This window comes from Ruegeria atlantica (assembly GCF_001458195.1).
Taxonomy (GTDB): Bacteria; Pseudomonadota; Alphaproteobacteria; order Rhodobacterales; family Rhodobacteraceae; genus Ruegeria; species Ruegeria atlantica.
In genome coordinates, this window is sequence record NZ_CYPU01000024.1 from 106,744 (window position 1) to 123,961 (window position 17,218).

At 55.7% G+C, this 17,218-nt stretch carries 15 protein-coding genes; 9 read left to right on the forward strand and 6 right to left on the reverse strand.

All coding sequences use genetic code 11. The annotated features are described in order from the left end of the window. The first annotated feature begins 194 nt into the window (after positions 1 to 194). Entirely contained in the window at positions 195 to 602 is a 408-nt protein-coding gene (locus tag RUA4292_RS08410; RefSeq protein WP_233493388.1) for a fluoride efflux transporter FluC, read from the forward strand. Continuing rightward, positions 599 to 961, forward strand: coding sequence for a fluoride efflux transporter FluC (locus tag RUA4292_RS08415; protein WP_058277202.1), 363 nt, complete (start codon positions 599 to 601; stop codon positions 959 to 961). The genes RUA4292_RS08410 and RUA4292_RS08415 overlap by 4 nt, the downstream gene beginning before the upstream one ends. Here the strand turns inward: RUA4292_RS08415 and RUA4292_RS08420 are convergent. The 6 genes from RUA4292_RS08420 to RUA4292_RS08445 are packed head-to-tail and all read right to left on the reverse strand — an operon-like array spanning position 958 to position 7,489. After that, on the reverse strand, positions 958 to 2,481 hold the full coding sequence (locus RUA4292_RS08420) for a DHA2 family efflux MFS transporter permease subunit (protein ID WP_058277203.1): 1,524 nt from the start codon (positions 2,479 to 2,481) through the stop codon (positions 958 to 960). The two genes, RUA4292_RS08415 and RUA4292_RS08420, sit on opposite strands and share 4 nt — an antisense overlap. Continuing rightward, positions 2,478 to 3,458, reverse strand: coding sequence for an HlyD family secretion protein (locus tag RUA4292_RS08425; RefSeq protein WP_058277204.1), 981 nt, complete (start codon positions 3,456 to 3,458; stop codon positions 2,478 to 2,480). The genes RUA4292_RS08420 and RUA4292_RS08425 overlap by 4 nt, the downstream gene beginning before the upstream one ends. A 33-nt stretch (positions 3,459 to 3,491) precedes the next feature. Next, positions 3,492 to 3,818 carry a cytochrome o ubiquinol oxidase subunit IV gene (locus RUA4292_RS08430; protein ID WP_058277205.1) on the reverse strand — a complete coding sequence of 109 codons (327 nt, stop codon included), beginning with the start codon at positions 3,816 to 3,818 and terminating at the stop codon, positions 3,492 to 3,494. Continuing rightward, positions 3,811 to 4,443, reverse strand: a complete 633-nt coding sequence (locus RUA4292_RS08435) for a cytochrome c oxidase subunit 3 (protein WP_058277206.1) — start codon at positions 4,441 to 4,443, stop codon at positions 3,811 to 3,813. Before RUA4292_RS08435 ends, RUA4292_RS08430 begins: the two co-directional genes overlap by 8 nt. Next, on the reverse strand, positions 4,440 to 6,530 hold the full coding sequence (locus RUA4292_RS08440) for a cbb3-type cytochrome c oxidase subunit I (RefSeq protein WP_058277207.1): 2,091 nt from the start codon (positions 6,528 to 6,530) through the stop codon (positions 4,440 to 4,442). The genes RUA4292_RS08435 and RUA4292_RS08440 overlap by 4 nt, the downstream gene beginning before the upstream one ends. Next, on the reverse strand, positions 6,527 to 7,489 hold the full coding sequence (locus RUA4292_RS08445) for a cytochrome ubiquinol oxidase subunit II (protein ID WP_233493389.1): 963 nt from the start codon (positions 7,487 to 7,489) through the stop codon (positions 6,527 to 6,529). The genes RUA4292_RS08440 and RUA4292_RS08445 overlap by 4 nt, the downstream gene beginning before the upstream one ends. A gap of 199 nt (positions 7,490 to 7,688) precedes the next feature. On the opposite strand from RUA4292_RS08445, the gene RUA4292_RS08450 reads away from it, so the two are divergent. From RUA4292_RS08450 to RUA4292_RS08480, 7 genes are all read left to right on the forward strand, one after another. Further along, positions 7,689 to 8,912, forward strand: a complete 1,224-nt coding sequence (locus RUA4292_RS08450; protein ID WP_370737416.1) for a lytic murein transglycosylase — start codon at positions 7,689 to 7,691, stop codon at positions 8,910 to 8,912. Between the two features lie 404 nt (positions 8,913 to 9,316). After that, the gene (locus tag RUA4292_RS08455; protein ID WP_058277209.1) at positions 9,317 to 10,945 is read left to right on the forward strand and encodes a peptide ABC transporter substrate-binding protein; all 1,629 of its coding nucleotides are present in this window, start codon (positions 9,317 to 9,319) and stop codon (positions 10,943 to 10,945) included. A gap of 65 nt (positions 10,946 to 11,010) precedes the next feature. Further along, positions 11,011 to 11,934, forward strand: coding sequence for an oligopeptide ABC transporter permease OppB (oppB, locus tag RUA4292_RS08460; RefSeq protein ID WP_058277210.1), 924 nt, complete (start codon positions 11,011 to 11,013; stop codon positions 11,932 to 11,934). 10 nt (positions 11,935 to 11,944) lie between these two features. Next, on the forward strand, positions 11,945 to 12,874 hold the full coding sequence (locus tag RUA4292_RS08465) for an ABC transporter permease subunit (protein WP_058277211.1): 930 nt from the start codon (positions 11,945 to 11,947) through the stop codon (positions 12,872 to 12,874). 1 nt (position 12,875) lies between these two features. Next, the gene (locus tag RUA4292_RS08470) at positions 12,876 to 14,681 is read left to right on the forward strand and encodes an ABC transporter ATP-binding protein (protein WP_058277212.1); all 1,806 of its coding nucleotides are present in this window, start codon (positions 12,876 to 12,878) and stop codon (positions 14,679 to 14,681) included. A 312-nt stretch (positions 14,682 to 14,993) separates the two neighbouring features. Then, positions 14,994 to 15,887: a UTP--glucose-1-phosphate uridylyltransferase GalU gene (gene galU / locus RUA4292_RS08475; protein ID WP_058277213.1), complete on the forward strand. Its 894-nt coding sequence runs from the start codon at positions 14,994 to 14,996 to the stop codon at positions 15,885 to 15,887. Positions 15,888 to 16,071: 184 nt separating this feature from the next. After that, the gene (locus RUA4292_RS08480) at positions 16,072 to 17,211 is read left to right on the forward strand and encodes a DUF2793 domain-containing protein (protein WP_233493390.1); all 1,140 of its coding nucleotides are present in this window, start codon (positions 16,072 to 16,074) and stop codon (positions 17,209 to 17,211) included. Positions 17,212 to 17,218 lie beyond the last annotated feature (7 nt).

Genomic DNA, 17,218 nt, shown 5'->3' on the forward strand with positions numbered 1-17,218 from the left:
GCTTTCCAGCCTGCTGTAGCAGGCGAGGTGTTCGCCAAACGTGGGCCAAATCGCTGTTAGATTGCAAGCGATTGTGCCCGCCTTCACGTAAACGGGCGAAGATGTGAAATGTAGTCCGGACATTGGTCACGGTTGATCCGGGCAACGCCAGCTATTATGCCCGAAGAAACGGGATTGGGGCAGGACGGTAGGCTGTGACACAGAAACCGACGCATGTTCGGACCACGGCATTGATGTTCGGAGCCGTGTTCATTGGTGGCGCAGTTGGGTCGCTGCTGCGCGAGTTGTTCTCGGTGAGCATACCGCATGCCGGATTTCTGACGCAGACCTTTGGCATCAATATCGTGGCCTGCTTCATACTGGGGTGGCTGTATTCGGTGCGAAACCGCGTACATGCCCATGTTCTGCATCTTGGCACTGTCGGCTTTTGTGGTGGCCTGTCGACCTTTTCCTCTTTTGTTTCCGAATTGGAGCGGTTGGCCTTGTCTAACATCTGGGTTGCGGCTTCGGCCGCCGCGTTGGAAATCGCGGTGGGACTGGCCGCAGCCATTCTGGGTGAGGCTATCGGAAGGCGCTTTCATCCACCGAGGGCGACTGAATGAACGAATTGTTCCTGCACGCCATGTTCGGATTAGGCGGCGGTTTAGGGGCTGTTTTGCGCCACTGGATCGCTCTGCGGATTGTCCATGACCTGCCGTTTTCAACTCTGATTGTGAACATTCTGGGTAGTCTGCTGCTGGGGTTGTGGATCGGCTATCTCGGCGGATCAATAGAGATTGGCGAAGAACAAAAACGCCTGGTCTTTGGCTTTTGCGGCGGCTTCACGACGTTTTCCAGCTTTGCCTATCAGTCGCTGGAACTCAGACGCGAGCGGACCGTCGCGCTAGCGGCGGGCAATATATTGCTCAGCCTGGGTCTTTGCTGGGCGGCGCTGGCATTTGGCTTGTTCCTGATGCGTTAATGTGCAGGCACTGACGCCTGCGTTCCAGGTTTAGGTACTTTGCAAAAGAACAGCAGCGGAATGGTCGCCAAGGCGAAAAGCCCCAGATTGTTGAAGACGGTCAGATATGAAATCAGTTCAGCCTGCTGAGCAATTTCCTGTCCCAGAATAGCTGCCCCCTGCGCACTGTCTGGCGTCAGGTTCAGTGGCGCAAGATAGGCTTGGGCGGCGGGGTTATAGGGCGTCACGTTTTGGCTGAGAACTGCCGTGTTTGTTTGAAGGCCCCGAACGACCCAAGTTCCGACCAAGGAAATTCCGACTGATGATCCAAGCTGACGGGTCACATTGAACAGGCCGGATGCCTCGTCCTGCCGCGATTTGGAGATGCTTTCGAAGGCCAATATCGACATTGGTACAAACACGAGGCCCATCCCCAGACCGCTTACCGCCCCTGGCCAGGCAAGCTCCCAAAATCCAGCATCCATGTTGAGCGCCCCCATCATGAAATTGCTAACAGCCGTCAAAAACATACCCAGCCCGGCCAGAACACGCGGATCGAAACGCGTAACCAGAACAGCGCCGGTCAGGACCATCGACAGCCCGGCGGCGACCCCTCGCGGGATAAAAAGATGGCCCGATGTGATGACTGGATAGTCCAGCAAGTTCTGAACGAAAGTCGGCAGGATCGCGATACCTCCGAACAGGGAAATGGCAAATCCGGCGATAACCAGATTGCATAGCGCAAAATTGCGATCCGCGAAAAACCGCAAATCGACAACCGGCCTTTCCGTGGTCAGCACATGGATGATAAACCCAACCGCGCCCAAAACCGACGCAATGAGGGCAACCTGAATGACCCGTGATGACAACCAGTCCTTGGTCTCTCCCTGATCCAGAACAAATTGCAGGCAACCTATGCCAATGGCCAGAAGGGCAAGACCTTTCCAATCGATGCGAACCTCTTCGGTTTCGTCATCCGGCAACTCTCCGGCCAACAAAAGCAACGCCATCGCGGCTACCGGCAGGTTCACGAAAAATACCATCCGCCAAGAGAAATACTCGGTCAGGATCGCCCCAACTGTGGGCCCCAACACCGGGGCGACGACGACTCCCAAACCGAAGACCGCCATCGCCTGCCCACGTTTTTCACGGGGATAGGCGTCGAATAGAATGGATTGGGACAACGGGATCAGAAACGCCCCGAACATGCCTTGGGCCAGGCGAAAGGCTACAATGGTTTCAAGGCTCCAGGACAGACCACACATGACCGACATCGTCGCGAACCCGGTCACAGCGGTCAGGATCAGACGTCGACGGCCGACACGGCGGGCGACAAAACCCGTCAGTGGCATGACCACAACGGCCGACACAATATAACTAGTCAGTATCCACGTGGCCTGATCGGTTGTTGCGCCGAACGCCGCCTGAATATGGGGCAGCGCGACATTGACGATTGTACTGTCGAGCACCTCAAGAATAGCGCTGAGGACAACAGCAACCACAATCACCGGATTGATGTGGCCTGCTGCCGGGGATGTCATTTTTGGGCCTGCGGTGTGGTATCCACGGTCACCTTGCTACTGCCACCCACCCGCAATGGGGCATCCGTAGGATCAAGTTCAACCCGCACCGGAAAGCGCCGCGTGACCTTGACCCAATTCCCGCTGGCATTCTCGGATGGCAGAAGCGAGAATGTATCCCCCGACCCCCGCCCGATTGACGCAACTTTGCCCGTCAGGGTGACGCCCGGCATCATGTCGATCTTTACCGTGACCTGCTGACCCGGACGAATGCGCGGCAGTGATGTCTCTTTGAAATTGGCGTCCACCCACCAATCAGAGGACTCAACGATCGAAAACTGCGGCGCGTTAGCTGATACCGACGATCCAGGCCTGAGCGTCAGGTTGGCGATCCACCCATCTGCCGATGCGAAAATCTTGGTCCAATTCTGATTGGCCTGTGCAATTTCCACTTGGGCTTGCGATGACAGAATATCATCCTGTTTTGCCGCTAGACCGCTTTGCAAGGCCAATAGAGCGGATTGGCTTGTGGTAAGCTGCGCCGCGGCGCGCGCAAATTCCGAACTGGTCTGATCCAGTGACGCCTGCGCCAGATCACCATCTGAAAACAGCGCCTTAGCACGTTCCAGATTGCTCTGAGCCGTATTGTAGGCCGACTGCGTGCTGTCGACCACCGCTTGTGCAGCCGCGATCTGCGTACCGTAAGACTGCGCCTGCTGCACCGCGCTGTCGAGGTTGGCCTTGGCCTGATCGACCGAAGCTTTGAATTGCGTATCGTCGATTGTGAACAGCAAGTCCCCGGTTTTGACCGGCTGGTTCTCAATCACAAGCACTTCGGCAACCTGACCGGTGACCTGTGGCGCCACGTAGATGATGTTCGCCCCCACATAGGCGTCATCGGTCGAAGGGTATTGTTCCTGATGGCGCCAGTACAACAGCAGCCCGACGGCAATTGCGCCCAAGATGACCACCGCGCCAACGACCTTAAGAGATTTCATGAACCAGCCCCCTTCATTTGGCTTGGCCGAACGTCACATTGGAAACGTGTGCATCCGAACCGCCAGATTACCCATGATCCAAACAGTTCCAAGAATGATGATCAGCAGCACCATCGTGGAAAACAGGATAAGGTCCAGATCTTCGCGGCTGCTGCGACGTCGGTCGATGTGCAGGAAATAAACCAGCTGTACGATCAGCTGAGCCAATCCGAGCAGGCTGATTGCAAGGTAAACGCCCTTTGTCTCAATGCCGAAACGGTAAGCGATTCCAAATACTGCAAAGGTCAACAATAACGACCCACCATAACCGATTACATAGCGACGACGCTCGCGGCGATGCATTTCGCTGCGCTTATCCATAGGTCAGCCCTCCGAAATAAACGATAGTGATGATGCCAATCCAGATCAGGTCCAGAAAGTGCCAGAACAGCGCCAGCCGTACCACGCGAGACATCAGCAAATCGGTAAGGCCAAAAATTCGTAGCTGAATACCCAGCACGATCAACCAAATGCACCCGGCCGTGACGTGCAGACCGTGCAAAGGCACCAACCCATAGAATGCTGACAAAAACCCACTGCGCTGTGGGATACCCCCCTTTTCGGCCATCGACATGAAGTCGCGCACTTCCAGAACCAGAAAACTGAGACCAAGAACCAGTGTCACGAAGAACCAGAATACGATCCGCCACCGCGGAAGGTTGTATTTGAGCGCAAGCATCGCCAGACCCACAGTAAGACTGCTAGTCAAAAGGATCAGCGTCTGGGCAAAGATGCTTTTCAGGTCGAACAATTCGTGCGGCCCCGGTCCGCCTGCCTGCGCATCAATCATCGTTATGTAGATCGCGAACATCAGCCCGAAATAGACCAGATCGCTCATCAAAAAGACCCAGAACCCGAAGGTGACGACTTCGCTTGCCTTGTCGGCACTTGCGTGCCGCCGTCCAAGGTTCAGGCCGGGATAGCTGTGGGTGGGCGCGCGTTTCATGTCACGGCCTCCAGATCAGGGCGGGCCAATCCGCGATTTTCCGGGGCAGTTTCGTGGTCACGGTCAACGGGCGTAGAATTGTGAACCAGATCCAACCAGGCTTCGTGCTGCTTACGCACGTCGTCTGCCGGAATGACCCGCTCTGTTTCGGCCTTGAACGTCCATGCGATAAAGGCCGCGAGCATAAAGATTGTCATCAGCGCCGCCAGCCACCAGATCCACCAGACCAGCGCAAACATCCAAACCCCGCTGAGTACGCAGAGACTGAACCCAATTCCAGTGTTCAGCGAAAGCGAGATATCCTCATAGGCATCAGGCGACGGGTACGCGTTGCCGCGCTCTTTCGCGGCAGCAAAATCGTCACGATCGGTCACATGGGGGACGATGGCAAAATTGTAGGAAGGCGGCGGGGCCGGGATCGACCATTCCAACGTATGCGCATCCCACGGATCACCGACCGGAACGCGTGCCTTTTCCCGATCACGGATACTAACCCACAGTTGCACGATCACCGACAGCAAAGCCGCCAATATGATCAGCGCGCCGACGACGGCGACGATCATGTACGGGTGGAAGCTGGGGTCCTCCCAACTGAATGACCTGCGTGGCATTCCCATCAGGCCGACGAAATACAGCGGCAGGAATGTCAGCATGAACCCGACGGTCCACAACGCAACCGAGACGCGGCCCCAGAATTCGTTCAGGCGGAACCCGAAAGCTTTGGGGAACCAATAGTTGTATCCGGCAAGCAGTCCGAACAGCACACCCGGCAACAGGACATTGTGGAAGTGGGCGACAAGAAATAGCGTGTTGTGGACCTGATAGTCCACTGTTGGGTTTGCGAGGATCACACCGGAAAGCCCGCCGATGACAAACAACATCAAGAAAGATAACCCGTAGAGCATCGGCACCGAAAACCGGATGCGCCCGCGGAACAGGGTAGCCATCCAGTCATAGACCTTCACGCCGGTCGGGATAGCGATCAGCATTGTCGCGATGCCAAAAACGGCATTGATCAGCGCGCTTTGACCCATGGTGAAGAAGTGGTGCAGCCAGACAGTGAATGACAACACCGCAATCGACATGGTGGCGATAACCAGCGAGTTGTAGCCATACAGGCGCTTGGCCGAGAATGTTGCGAAGACCTCAGAGTAGATACCGTAGGCCGGCAGAACCAGCAAATAGACTTCGGGATGACCAAACAGCCAGAACATATTGGCATAGTTCATCATGTTGCCGCCAAGGTCGTTGGTGAAAAAATGAAAGTCCAGATACCGGTCCGCTGCCAGCATCAGTGCGGCAACGCCCAGAGGCGGCATGGCAAAGACAATCAGGATCGAGCTACAGATGATTGTCCAGCAATACATCGGTAGCCGCATGAATTTCATGCCAGGTGCGCGCAACTTATAGATCGTGACAGCAAAATTGATGCCCGTCAGTGTGGTTCCGACACCAGAGACCACGATCGCCCAGATCCAGTAGTCAGGGCCAACACCGGGATTGAACGCCGCACCGGTATATGGCGGATATGCTGTCCAGCCGCCGGTCGAAAACTCGCCCACCACAAGCGATACCATCAGCATCATCCCGGCTGAGACGGTCAGACCAAGGCTGATCTGGTTCATCACAGGAAAGGCCACATCGCGCGCACCGATCATCAGCGGTATCAAGAAATTCGCTAACCCAAACACAAACGGAACGGCGACAAAGAAGATCATGATCGTGCCATGGGTACTAAATAGCTCGGCGAAATGCTCGGCCTCAAGAAATCCATCGCCCGGGCCGGCCGCCTGCTGCGCCCGCATTACCACGCCTTCCAAAACGCCACGCGCAAGCATGACGATTGCAAAGACGATGTACATGATGCCGATCTTCTTGTGATCCGCACTGGTTAGCCAATCGCGCCACAATGGTCCCCAAAGGCGAAACCACGTTAATGATCCAACGACGACGATGACACCGACAATCACTATCGCAGCGGCAGTGTTGGCGACAATCTCGTTCGTGTTGGGATTCTGAATAAGCCCTGTAATCGGAAACGCGTCCCAATTCAGGCGGCCGAAGAAGCCAGAACCATTGGTGGTCATTGCTGCGCCTCCTGCCCGAATTCTACCGTCCCTGGCTGCTGGTCGGCGGTCAGAGCATTGTTGCCGTGATACCGATGCACAATTGAATGAAACAGGTTGCTGTCCTCCAGCGTGAAATACAACGCGTTATCTGGCATTTGCGCGGTTCCCAACGCGGCTTGCACCTCGTCCCGGTCCGTCCGCATGGCCAAAATGCGATAGGTCTCATCATTCAGCGCAACGCCGTTACTGCGCACCTCGTCGACCCATTCGTTGAATTCCTCAGCGGACATGGCAACGGTTTGGAACTTCTGTTTGGTGAACCCGCGCCCGTTATACTGGGTGTTCTCGCCCTGCATTGTTGCAGCCACATCCGAAACAACATGCAATTCCGTAGTCATACCGGGCATTGCATAAATCTGGCCTGCCAAAGCAGGGATCATGAAGGACTGCATCACAGTATCGGTCGTCAGTGTCATTGCGACCTGCTGTTTGACGGGGATGCCAAGCTCTCCGACGCTGGCGATGCCAAGATCGGGGTAGATGAACAGCCATTTCCAATCCAATCCGACGACCTGAACGTTCAGCGCAGGCATTTCGCCAAAGCGATCCGAATATGGGTCCAATCTGTGGGTCGCCTTCCACAGATAGAAAGACAGCAGCACGACAATCAGGACCGGCACGCCCCACATAACGAACTCCAACGGACCGGAGAAATCCCACTTGGGTCGGTATATGGCTCCGCTTTCTTTGCGCCGCCGATACCGAAAGGCAATCAGCGGCACCAAAACAAGAACCGGAACAACCGCCAACAAGATCAGGACAGTTGCGCGTAAAAGGTGCACTTTTTGGACAGCGGCAATCGGGCCCTGTGGGTCCATGAAACTGTCACTTGCACCGGCAGCTTGCGCCGTAGCAGAGAGAGCCGTGGCGACAATCACAACTTGCATCGCCTTTGGTGACATTCGGAATAGGGCCACGCCTGATTGTCCTCCTAAAGCAATCTCTCGCGCCAACTATCGGCAGACAAATGAAATTTCTCAAGGCTTTTTCCCAAATAGGTCGGTGCTCTGCCACCGACCCTGATCAACGGTGGGAATAGGCGCAGACAAAACCACGGGAAAACCGCTGTTGACTTGCGGCTTTGACCAAGCCAGACCTTAAGCGATGCGATGGATCATGTTCGTCCTGGGTCTTTGGTGCCTCTCCACAAGTGCAACCGCGCAAGATCGTGCTGCGGTTGAAAGACAATTCCAGTCTTGGCTGCAAGACACCATCTGGCCAAAGGCCAGAGCCAAGGGTGTTTCCAGACGCACGATGCAACAGGCCTTTGACGGTGTGACGCTGAACTGGAAATTGCCGGATCTGGTGCCTCCGGGGCAACCGATCAAAACCCCGAAACGGCAAAAACAGGCCGAATTTGGCTCTCCGGGTCGATACTTCAACGCGGGTTCCGTTCAGGGCGCGACATCCGTCGGGCGGCAGATGGCCCGGCGACACGCCGCAACCTTGGCGCGCGTCGAGACCGAAACAGGCGTGCCCGCCCGCATCATTCTGGCCATCTGGGGTCGTGAGAGCGGCTATGGGCAAGTTCCCATTCGACACAACACCTTCGAGGTGCTGGGCACCAAAGGGTTCATGAGTACCCGCGCTGACTATTTTACCAAAGAGCTGATCGCGGCGCTGCAAATCGCCGAAGCGGGCGATGCACCGCCGGGCACAATGAAAAGCAGCTGGGCGGGCGCTTTGGGCCAACCGCAATTCATGCCCTCCAATTTCCTGACCTATGCGGCCGACGGGAACGCGGACGGGAAAGCTGACATTTGGACCTCAGCCGAAGATACAATTGCCTCTATCGGGAACTATCTGGCGCAGCATAGCTGGAGGGCCGGGCGCGATTGGGGGTTCGAAGTCGTTGTTCCTGAAACCATATCCTGCGCGCTGGAAGGCCCTGACCAAGGCAGACCCATTAGGGACTGGGCCGCAATGGGAATTGCGCGCGTGTCAGGCAAGCCGTTTCCAAAACATGAACTGGCCGGAGATGGGTATTTGATGATGCCCGCAGGGCGGAACGGACCTGCCTTTGTCGTCACGCCGAACTTCTATGTCCTCAAGGAATACAACAAAAGCGATCTGTATGCCTTGTTCGTTGGACACGTCGGAGACCGCATTCAATATGGCGTTGGCAATTTTTCTGGTCGCTGGGGAAAGATCGACGCCATGTACCGATCCGATATCGCTGCCATGCAGCGCACACTGGAACAACAAGGACACGACGTGGGCGGAGCAGATGGCCTACCGGGTTTCAAAACCCGTCGCTCGATCGGACGCTGGCAAGAATCGATCGGCCAAGCTCCTACCTGCTTTCCTGATGCGGGAATTAAGGCCAGCCTGAAACAGTAGCGATTCGCCCCGATCCAGATACACCTCAGCTGTTTGACCCAACGGAAACAACCAAACGAAAAATGATACCCTTCATGAAAATGTCACGAAGCCTCCGAGTTTCAACATAAAATTTCCACTGCACCCCCGTTTCCATTCACATTCCACCTCTGGTTGCCCAATTTTAAGGCAAAGGCTTTAACCTTTTTTGAAATAATGCCACGTTCGGCATCAGTGAAAGGCGACTTTTGCAAACACGTTCCCGACTGCAAACCGAAAGACTGCGACGCGGTGTTCATTGCGATCTGAAAAAGCAAAATTCGAACCAGTCCCGGTCTCTTTCTGGGTCGGACAAACATGGTGGCCCTCAGCCATCCTGAAGGGATGCGCGTGGGTTGCTGAATAAAAAACGGGAGTTGAAAAACATGAACAAGTATATTCGTACATCTCTTGCGGGGCTGTTGACCTCAACCATGATAACCGGTGCTGCATTTGCCGCCGGAACCCATCCGACTACCGGCGAAGCGTTGGCGGATGACCAAACCTTTACTTATCGTATTCTGGACGAACACAGCTCGGTTGATCCTCAAGTTGTTGAGGATGTTTCCGGCGCCGAGATCGTGCGTGACCTGTTCGAAGGCCTGATGAACCAGGACGAAGACGGCAATCTGGTCCCCGGTGTTGCCACCGGTTACACCACCAACGACTCCAAAGACGTTTACACCTTTACCCTGCGCGACAATGCGAAGTGGTCGAATGGTGATCCGGTAACCGCCAGCGATTTTGTTTTCGCCTGGAAACGTGCCGTCGATCCCGCCCTGTCCTCGCCCTATGCATGGTTCATGGAACTGATGTCGATCGAGAACGCATCTGAAATCATCGCAGGTGACAAGTCTGTTGACGACTTGGGCGTCAAAGCCATCGACGACCACACGCTTGAAGTGACGCTCAGCGCACCGCTGCCGTACTTCCCGCAAATGACCACGCATTCGACCACTTTCCCTGCCCCGCAGAAAGTTATCGAAGAGTTTGGCGACGCCTGGACCAAGCCTGAAAACATCGTATCGAACGGTGCATACGTCCTGACCGAGCATCTGCCGCAGGAACGTTCGGTTCGTGAGCGGAACGAAAACTACTGGGATAACGACAACACGATCATCGAAAAAGTCGTGGCACTGGTCATCAACGACGAAAACGTCGCGCTGACCCGTTACCTAGCAGGTGAGCTGGACCGCACAGAAGTTCCCGCAGGTCAGTTCCCACGCTTGCAAAAAGAGCACCCGGAAGAAGCAATCAGCTTCCCGCGCCTGTGTAACTATTATTACACGTTCAACCTGTCCGATGGTGGCCCCGAAGCCTTCAAGGACCCTAACGTCCGTCAGGCGCTGTCCCTGGCAGTTGATCGTAAGATCATCACCGAGAACATCATGGCAGGTGGGCAGCCGCAGGCTTATACCTTTGCCCCGGCAGCAACCGCTGGCTTTGACGTTCCAGACGTAGAAATGGCGTCCATGTCGCAGGCCGAGCGCGACGAACTGGCCAAGGAACTGCTAGCCGCAGCTGGTTATGGTCCCGACAACCCACTGAGCTTTGAGATGGTTTACAACACCTCGGAAGCGCACAAGAAAGTTGCCGTGGCCCTGAGCCAGATGTGGAAGCAAAAGCTGGGCGTCAATGCCGAACTGGCCAACATGGAATGGAAGATCTTCCTGGAAGAGCGTGGCAACCAGAACTTCGATATGGCACGCGGCGCATGGTGTGGCGACTATAACGAAGCCTCGACCTTCCTCGATCTGCTACAGTCGGATTCCGGCTATAACGACGGCAAGTACAACAATGCCCGCGTTGATGAACTGCTGTCCGAAGCCAAAACCTCTGACGATGCCGCTCCTCTCTACACCGAGGTCGAGCGTATCATCGCGCAAGAGACGCCCGTTATCCCGATCTATCACTATGCTGGCGTCTACATGATGGACAGCGATGTTGGTAACTGGCCGGTCAAAAACGTAGAGCAGAACTGGTATTCCAAGAACCTCTACAAAACCGCCGAATAATCTTCCTTAGACCAAGCTTTGCCCCGGAGTTCTTTCCGGGGCAAAGCCAATAATGGGGGCATGAAATGCTTGCCTATATCGTCCGGCGATTGCTGATCGCCGTCCCAACGATCCTTTTGCTGATCGTTGCAAGTTTCTTTCTGATGCACTTCGCGCCAGGTGGACCATTCACCTCGGAACGGCCACTGCCACCCGCTGTGCTGGCCAATATCGAGGCGCGGTACGGTTTGGACCAACCGCTGTGGAAACAGCTGTGGGACTATCTGTACAACATCGTTGTGCATTTTGATTTCGGCCCGTCCTTTAAGTTCAAGGACCGGGACGTGAATGACATCATCGCGCAGGGTTTCCCGATCTCGCTGACCTACGGTTCGCTTTCCTTCTTGGTGGCAACAACCGTCGGAGTCGCGCTGGGGATTGCCGCGGCGATCAAGCACAACAGCTGGATCGACTATTTCGCTGTTGGCCTGGGTATTGCAGCGCAGGCGCTGCCGAACTTCATCATGGGTCCGATCCTGATCCTGACCTTCACCTTGTGGCTGGGATGGCTGCCGGGCGGTGGCTGGAATGGCGGCCAGTGGCCGTACCTGATCATGCCCGTTATCGCGCTTGCAACCTCATACATGGGGTCCATTGCGCGGATCACGCGGTCATCGATGTTGGAAGTTCTGAACTCGAACTTTATCCGCACGGCCCGCGCCAAAGGTCTGCCGACAAGAACCGTGATCTGGCGCCATGCACTGAAACCAACCTTGCTGCCCGTCGTGTCTTATCTGGGTCCGGTTTTCGTCTACGTTCTGACCGGTTCGGTCTTTGTGGACATCTATTTTTCGACCGGTGGATTGGGGCAGGCCTATGTGGGGTCCGCGCTGTCGCGCGACTATGCCGTGCTGTTAGGGGTCACGATCCTGTATGGCGTCCTGACCGTTCTCGTAAACCTGCTGACCGACCTGGCCTATGCCTGGTTCGATCCGAAAATCCGTTACTGAGGGGCTGGCAATGCTTGGTAAATCACAAAAAGCCGCCCACCTGGCCGAAGATATCACCGATTACACGGTCATTCAGGGGCGTTCACTTTGGCAGGACGCACGGATGCGTTTTGTTCGCAACAAGGCTGCCATGGCGAGTCTGTTCATTCTGGCTATGATCGTTTTGTTCACGATCATTGGCCCCTACTTTGCCGTTTGGAGCAACGAGGAAATCGACTGGAACGTCATGGGCGACGCACGCGGCATGGGAATGCCGTCCGCAGAGACTGGACATTTCTTCGGCGTCGACGATCTGGGGCGCGATCTATACAGCCGCATCATTCAGGCGACGACGACATCGCTGCTGGTGGGTCTGATCGGTGCCGCGACCGCTTTGATCGTCGGTACATGTTACGGTATTGCCGCAGGGTATATCGGTGGCCGCACCGATGGTGTGATGATGCGCTTCGTCGATATCCTGCTGGCCATTCCGGCAACTCTGGTCATCATCCTGTTGCTGGTTGTCGCGGGTCGATCATTCGTCATGCTGTTCATCGCACTTGGTGCGGTTGGTTGGCTGACGATGGCACGAATTGTCCGGGGGCAAACCCTGACCCTGAAGAACCGAGAGTTTATCGAGGCCGCACGTGCGGCTGGGGTCAGCGAATTCACCATCATGTATCGCCATATCCTGCCCAACCTTCTTGGCGTGGTGATTGTGTATGCTTCGCTTCTGGTGCCTGAAATGATCCTGACCGAAAGTTTCATCTCGTTCCTCGGCCTTGGGATTTCCGAACCCTATACCTCTCTGGGTCGATTGATCGCCGAAGGGGCCGGGACGATGGGCTATGGCACGCTGTGGCAGTTGTTGTTCCCACTGACATTCTACGTCGCAATCATCATCACCATGTTCTTCATAGGTGATGGCTTGCGCGACGCTCTGGACCCGAAGGATCGCTGATATGAGCCTGTTTTCCGTAAAAGACCTGAGCGTCCAGTTCAACACCGCCGACGGCGTTGTAGAGGCCGTCAAAGGCATCAGTTTTGACATCAATCCAGGCGAATGCCTGGGCATCGTGGGCGAAAGTGGGTCCGGCAAAAGCCAGACATTCATGGCCGCGATGGGCCTGCTGCCACCTGCCGGGCAGGCAACCGGTTCCGCCATGCTGAACGGTCAGGAAATTCTGAACCTGCCGGTCAACAAGCTGAACCAGATCCGTGGCGACGATGTCGGCATGATCTTTCAGGATCCCCTGACCGCCCTGACCCCGCACCTGCGGATCGGTCAGCAGATGCGCGAAGTTCTACAGGTTCACGAGGGGCTGCAAGGATCGGCCGCTCGGGCACGTTGCCTGGAATGGCTGAACCGTGTTCGCATCCCTGAGGCTAAACGGCGTTTGGATCAGTATCCACATGAGCTGTCGGGCGGTATGCGGCAGCGGGTCATGATTGCAATGTCTATGCTGTGTAATCCAAAGCTGTTGATCGCGGATGAACCGACAACGGCGCTGGATGTGACCGTTCAGGCAGACATTCTGGACCTGATGGTACGCCTGCAAAAGGACGAAGGCACCGCGATTGCGCTGATTACACATGACATGGGTGTCGTGGCCCGAATGTGCGACCGCGTTCAGGTCATGCGGCTGGGTCAATTCGTTGAGGCCGGCGAGACTCGTGAAATCTTCCGGGCGCCTAAACACGACTACACCAAGACTTTGCTGGCCGCGATGCCACGCATCGACGCCGGTGACGCACCCAAGGCGCTGGAAAAAGTCGATGAGCCGCTGCTGAAAGTCGACGACGTCAAAGTGCACTTCCCAATCCACGTCTCGGGCGGTTTGTTCGGGCATAAAGTACCTTTGAAAGCCGTCGATGGTGTCAGTTTTGACATCCGCAAGGGCGAAACATTGGGAGTTGTGGGCGAGTCTGGTTGCGGAAAGTCCACTCTGGCACGGGCCGTCCTGCAGTTGATCGAACCCAGTGCGGGAAATGTCAGTTGGCTGGGTCATCCCATTGTCGGACTTAGAAGGGCCGAGTTGAACAAGTACCGCAAGGACTTGCAGATCGTGTTCCAGGATCCACTGGCCAGCCTTGATCCGCGTATGACCATCTCGGCCTCAATTGCGGAACCGCTGAAGACCTATCGCCATGACCTGACTGAGCGGGAGCGCAAGAAGCTGGTCGCCGAAATGATGGAACGGGTCGGCCTGAAGGCCAACATGATCAACCGCTACCCGCACGAGCTTTCGGGCGGTCAGAACCAGCGCGTCGGCATTGCGCGAGCGATGATCAACAAACCCAAGCTGATCATCTGCGACGAAGCTGTGTCGGCGCTGGACGTATCGATTCAGGCCCAGATCGTGGAGTTGCTTCGCGAGTTGCAGCAAGAGTTCGGTCTGTCGATGATCTTTATCAGCCACGACCTCTCGGTCGTACGAGCGGTATCGAACCGGATCATGGTGTTGTATCTGGGCCGGATCGTGGAATTGGGTGACGGAGAAGTGATCTGTTCTGATCCGATCCACCCCTACACGAAATCGCTGATCTCGGCCGTGCCAATTCCGGACCCAGACGTAGAGCGCAGTCGCACACGCCTGAAACTGCCGGGCGAGCTGCCCTCACCGATGGATCCGAAAGCCGCGTTGCGTTTCCTCCCAAGTCGTTTGGCGGCTGGTGAAAATGACTATGTTCCTCTGTTGAGTGAAGTGAAGCCCAATCATTTTGTGGCCGAGCACGACCCGCTTGAGGCGATCATGGCAAAGGCATAAACCAGCCTGCCCCGAAGCAAGTAATTGCCTTCGGGGCAGGTTCTATTTTTGGGTGTTTCGGCGACTCACTTTTGTTTCCTCATTGCGCCCAATACGTGCAAATTCACCTACTTTGCCCCAGAATCGACAACTTCAAAGGTTAAGTTTCAGCCAGCATGAGCAGAGCATTTTGACTTCCGATTTTAATGGTGGCACGATTTCTCCGAGTTGACCGGCATTGCCTATTTACGTTGATTGTTCTCACCGCGCGCAATATGAAGTGGCGTCAACAAAGCACTTTAGTACGGACAAGACTTTTTGCTGAGAGGTAGCATGGCACGTAAGGTTACAAAGGCGATTTTCCCAGTTGCGGGTCTTGGTACTCGTTTTCTGCCCGCGACAAAATCGGTACCTAAGGAAATTATGACCCTGGTCGATCGCCCGCTGGTTCAATACGCAATCGACGAAGCTCGGGCGGCCGGGATTACCGAATTCATTTTTGTAACGTCCCGCGGAAAGTCAGCGCTTGAGGACTATTTTGACCACAACCAAATCCTTGAACAAACGCTTAAGGAAAAAGGCAAAGACGACCTGTTGGAAACGCTAAATGCGACCAACATGGAAAGCGGGGCTATCGCCTATATCCGGCAACACAAAGCTTTGGGCTTGGGTCACGCCGTGTGGTGCGCACGCCGCCTGATTGGAGACGAACCATTTGCGGTCATGCTGCCCGACGACGTCATCGCAGGGGAAAAGCCCTGCTTGCAGCAGATGATAGAAGCCTATGAAGAAACCGGCGGCAATATGGTTGCCACCATGGAAGTTCCCCCGGAAAAGACAAGCTCCTACGGCGTTTTGGATGTGGGCGATAACATCGGAACATCGGTGCGCGCGCGCGGCATGGTCGAGAAACCGAAACCCGAGGAAGCACCGTCCAATCTGGCGGTAATCGGTCGTTACATTCTGCGCCCATCGGTTCTGTACAACCTTAACCAGAACAAATTGGGCAGTGGCGGCGAGATTCAACTGACGGACGCAATCGCCGAAGATATCAGAAACGGTGTCCCGGTCTTCGGATACAAATTCGACGGCCAGCGGTTTGACTGCGGGTCCAAAGCGGGCTTCCTGCAGGCAACCGTCGCGTTTGCACTGGCGCGCGATGACCTTCGAGAGGATTTGCAGAAATACCTGCACGACGTTGTCGCCACGGGTCAGGCAGCCCAGTAACCAGGGGTTGTGGCCTCGAAAACGAGGCAAACGGTATCGAATTAAGGGCAAACTGCAGGCATTGCAGTTTGCCCTTTTCTTTCGGTGTGGATCAAAGGCCCTGGGGTGATTGGAAAGCCCTTCGCTTAGGCAAAATATTGGTACGACATTAACCGAGCGTTCGTCCCGGTCAGGCGGGGTTCATGTGAGGCGAGGCAGTCTGGCGCGCAACGCAATTGTCGATCCGACAACCAACGGAGAATGCCCTTTGTCCCAAAACTCGCCCAGATTGAACCTGCCATTCCTGCAACCGTCGCGAGCGCAAAAGCACGTCACACATAATGAAGCCCTGAGACGCCTTGATCTGGTCGTCCAGCTTTGCATTGAGTCTACTAATGCCTCAACCCCGCCCGCAGTTCCGGCGCAGGGTGAGCTTTATGCCCTTGGGTCGACGCCCTCCGGCGATTGGTCGGATCATGCGGGAGAACTTGCAGCTTGGTTAGACAATGGCTGGCATTTCATAGCGCCCAAATCGGGCTGGCGCGCGTGGGACCGGGAGAATAATCGTCAGACAATTTGGGACGGGTCGGCATGGGTCGAACCCCCGACCACGACGCAGAACCTGCCAGGCGTCGGAATTGCCACCGGGCACGACACGACCAATCGTCTGTCAGTGCGCGCGCCGGCAACCTTGCTAAGCCACGAGGGTGCCGGGCATCAACTGAAGATCAATAAGGCAAATGCGGGTGAGACCGCATCCCTTTTGTTTCAATCCAACTGGACCGGACATGCGGAAATGGGTCTGTCCGGTAGCACAGGCTTTTCCATCAAGGTCTCGCCGGATGGGAATAATTGGTCCGAAGCGCTGAGCTTTGATCCAACGTCCGGGGTGGCCTCTGGCACGGCCGTGCAAAACAGCGCGGAAGATACAACTGCGGGCCGTCTGATGCGGGCTGACTATGGCTATGGGCCCGGAAATCTTTTGGGGGCGGTCACGCAAAGCGGCGGAACCCCAACCGGCGCTGTGATTGAAAGAGGAGCCACACCGAGTGGTGATTTCGTCCGGTTTGCTGATGGTACCCAGATTTGCACCGCTTCACTGGATGCAACGACCAGCACAAACACCGAAGGTGCACTGTATGCGAGCTCGTCTGCAACATGGGTTTTCCCGGCTGCCTTTGCTACTGGCACCAACCCGGTAATCAGCGGCAGTGGGGGCGCGATCAACAGGTTCATGGGCTTTGATGAACCGTCCGATACTCAGGTCGTGTACAAAGTTCTTTCGTCTGCTTCTGACGCGACGGCTTTACCTCCAACGGCCATAGCAATTGGCCGCTGGTTCTGATCCGCCA

Coding starts and splice junctions, on each gene's coding strand:
- RUA4292_RS08420 (WP_058277203.1), bottom strand. CDS start 2,481: ATGACATCCCCGGCAGCAGGCCACATCAATCCGGTGATTGTGGTTGCT.
- RUA4292_RS08425 (WP_058277204.1), bottom strand. CDS start 3,458: ATGAAATCTCTTAAGGTCGTTGGCGCGGTGGTCATCTTGGGCGCAATT.
- RUA4292_RS08465 (WP_058277211.1), top strand. CDS start 11,945: ATGCTTGGTAAATCACAAAAAGCCGCCCACCTGGCCGAAGATATCACC.
- oppB (WP_058277210.1), top strand. CDS start 11,011: ATGCTTGCCTATATCGTCCGGCGATTGCTGATCGCCGTCCCAACGATC.
- RUA4292_RS08470 (WP_058277212.1), top strand. CDS start 12,876: ATGAGCCTGTTTTCCGTAAAAGACCTGAGCGTCCAGTTCAACACCGCC.
- RUA4292_RS08440 (WP_058277207.1), bottom strand. CDS start 6,530: ATGACCACCAATGGTTCTGGCTTCTTCGGCCGCCTGAATTGGGACGCG.
- RUA4292_RS08450 (WP_370737416.1), top strand. CDS start 7,689: ATGTTCGTCCTGGGTCTTTGGTGCCTCTCCACAAGTGCAACCGCGCAA.
- RUA4292_RS08415 (WP_058277202.1), top strand. CDS start 599: ATGAACGAATTGTTCCTGCACGCCATGTTCGGATTAGGCGGCGGTTTA.
- RUA4292_RS08455 (WP_058277209.1), top strand. CDS start 9,317: ATGAACAAGTATATTCGTACATCTCTTGCGGGGCTGTTGACCTCAACC.
- galU (WP_058277213.1), top strand. CDS start 14,994: ATGGCACGTAAGGTTACAAAGGCGATTTTCCCAGTTGCGGGTCTTGGT.
- RUA4292_RS08430 (WP_058277205.1), bottom strand. CDS start 3,818: ATGGATAAGCGCAGCGAAATGCATCGCCGCGAGCGTCGTCGCTATGTA.
- RUA4292_RS08435 (WP_058277206.1), bottom strand. CDS start 4,443: ATGAAACGCGCGCCCACCCACAGCTATCCCGGCCTGAACCTTGGACGG.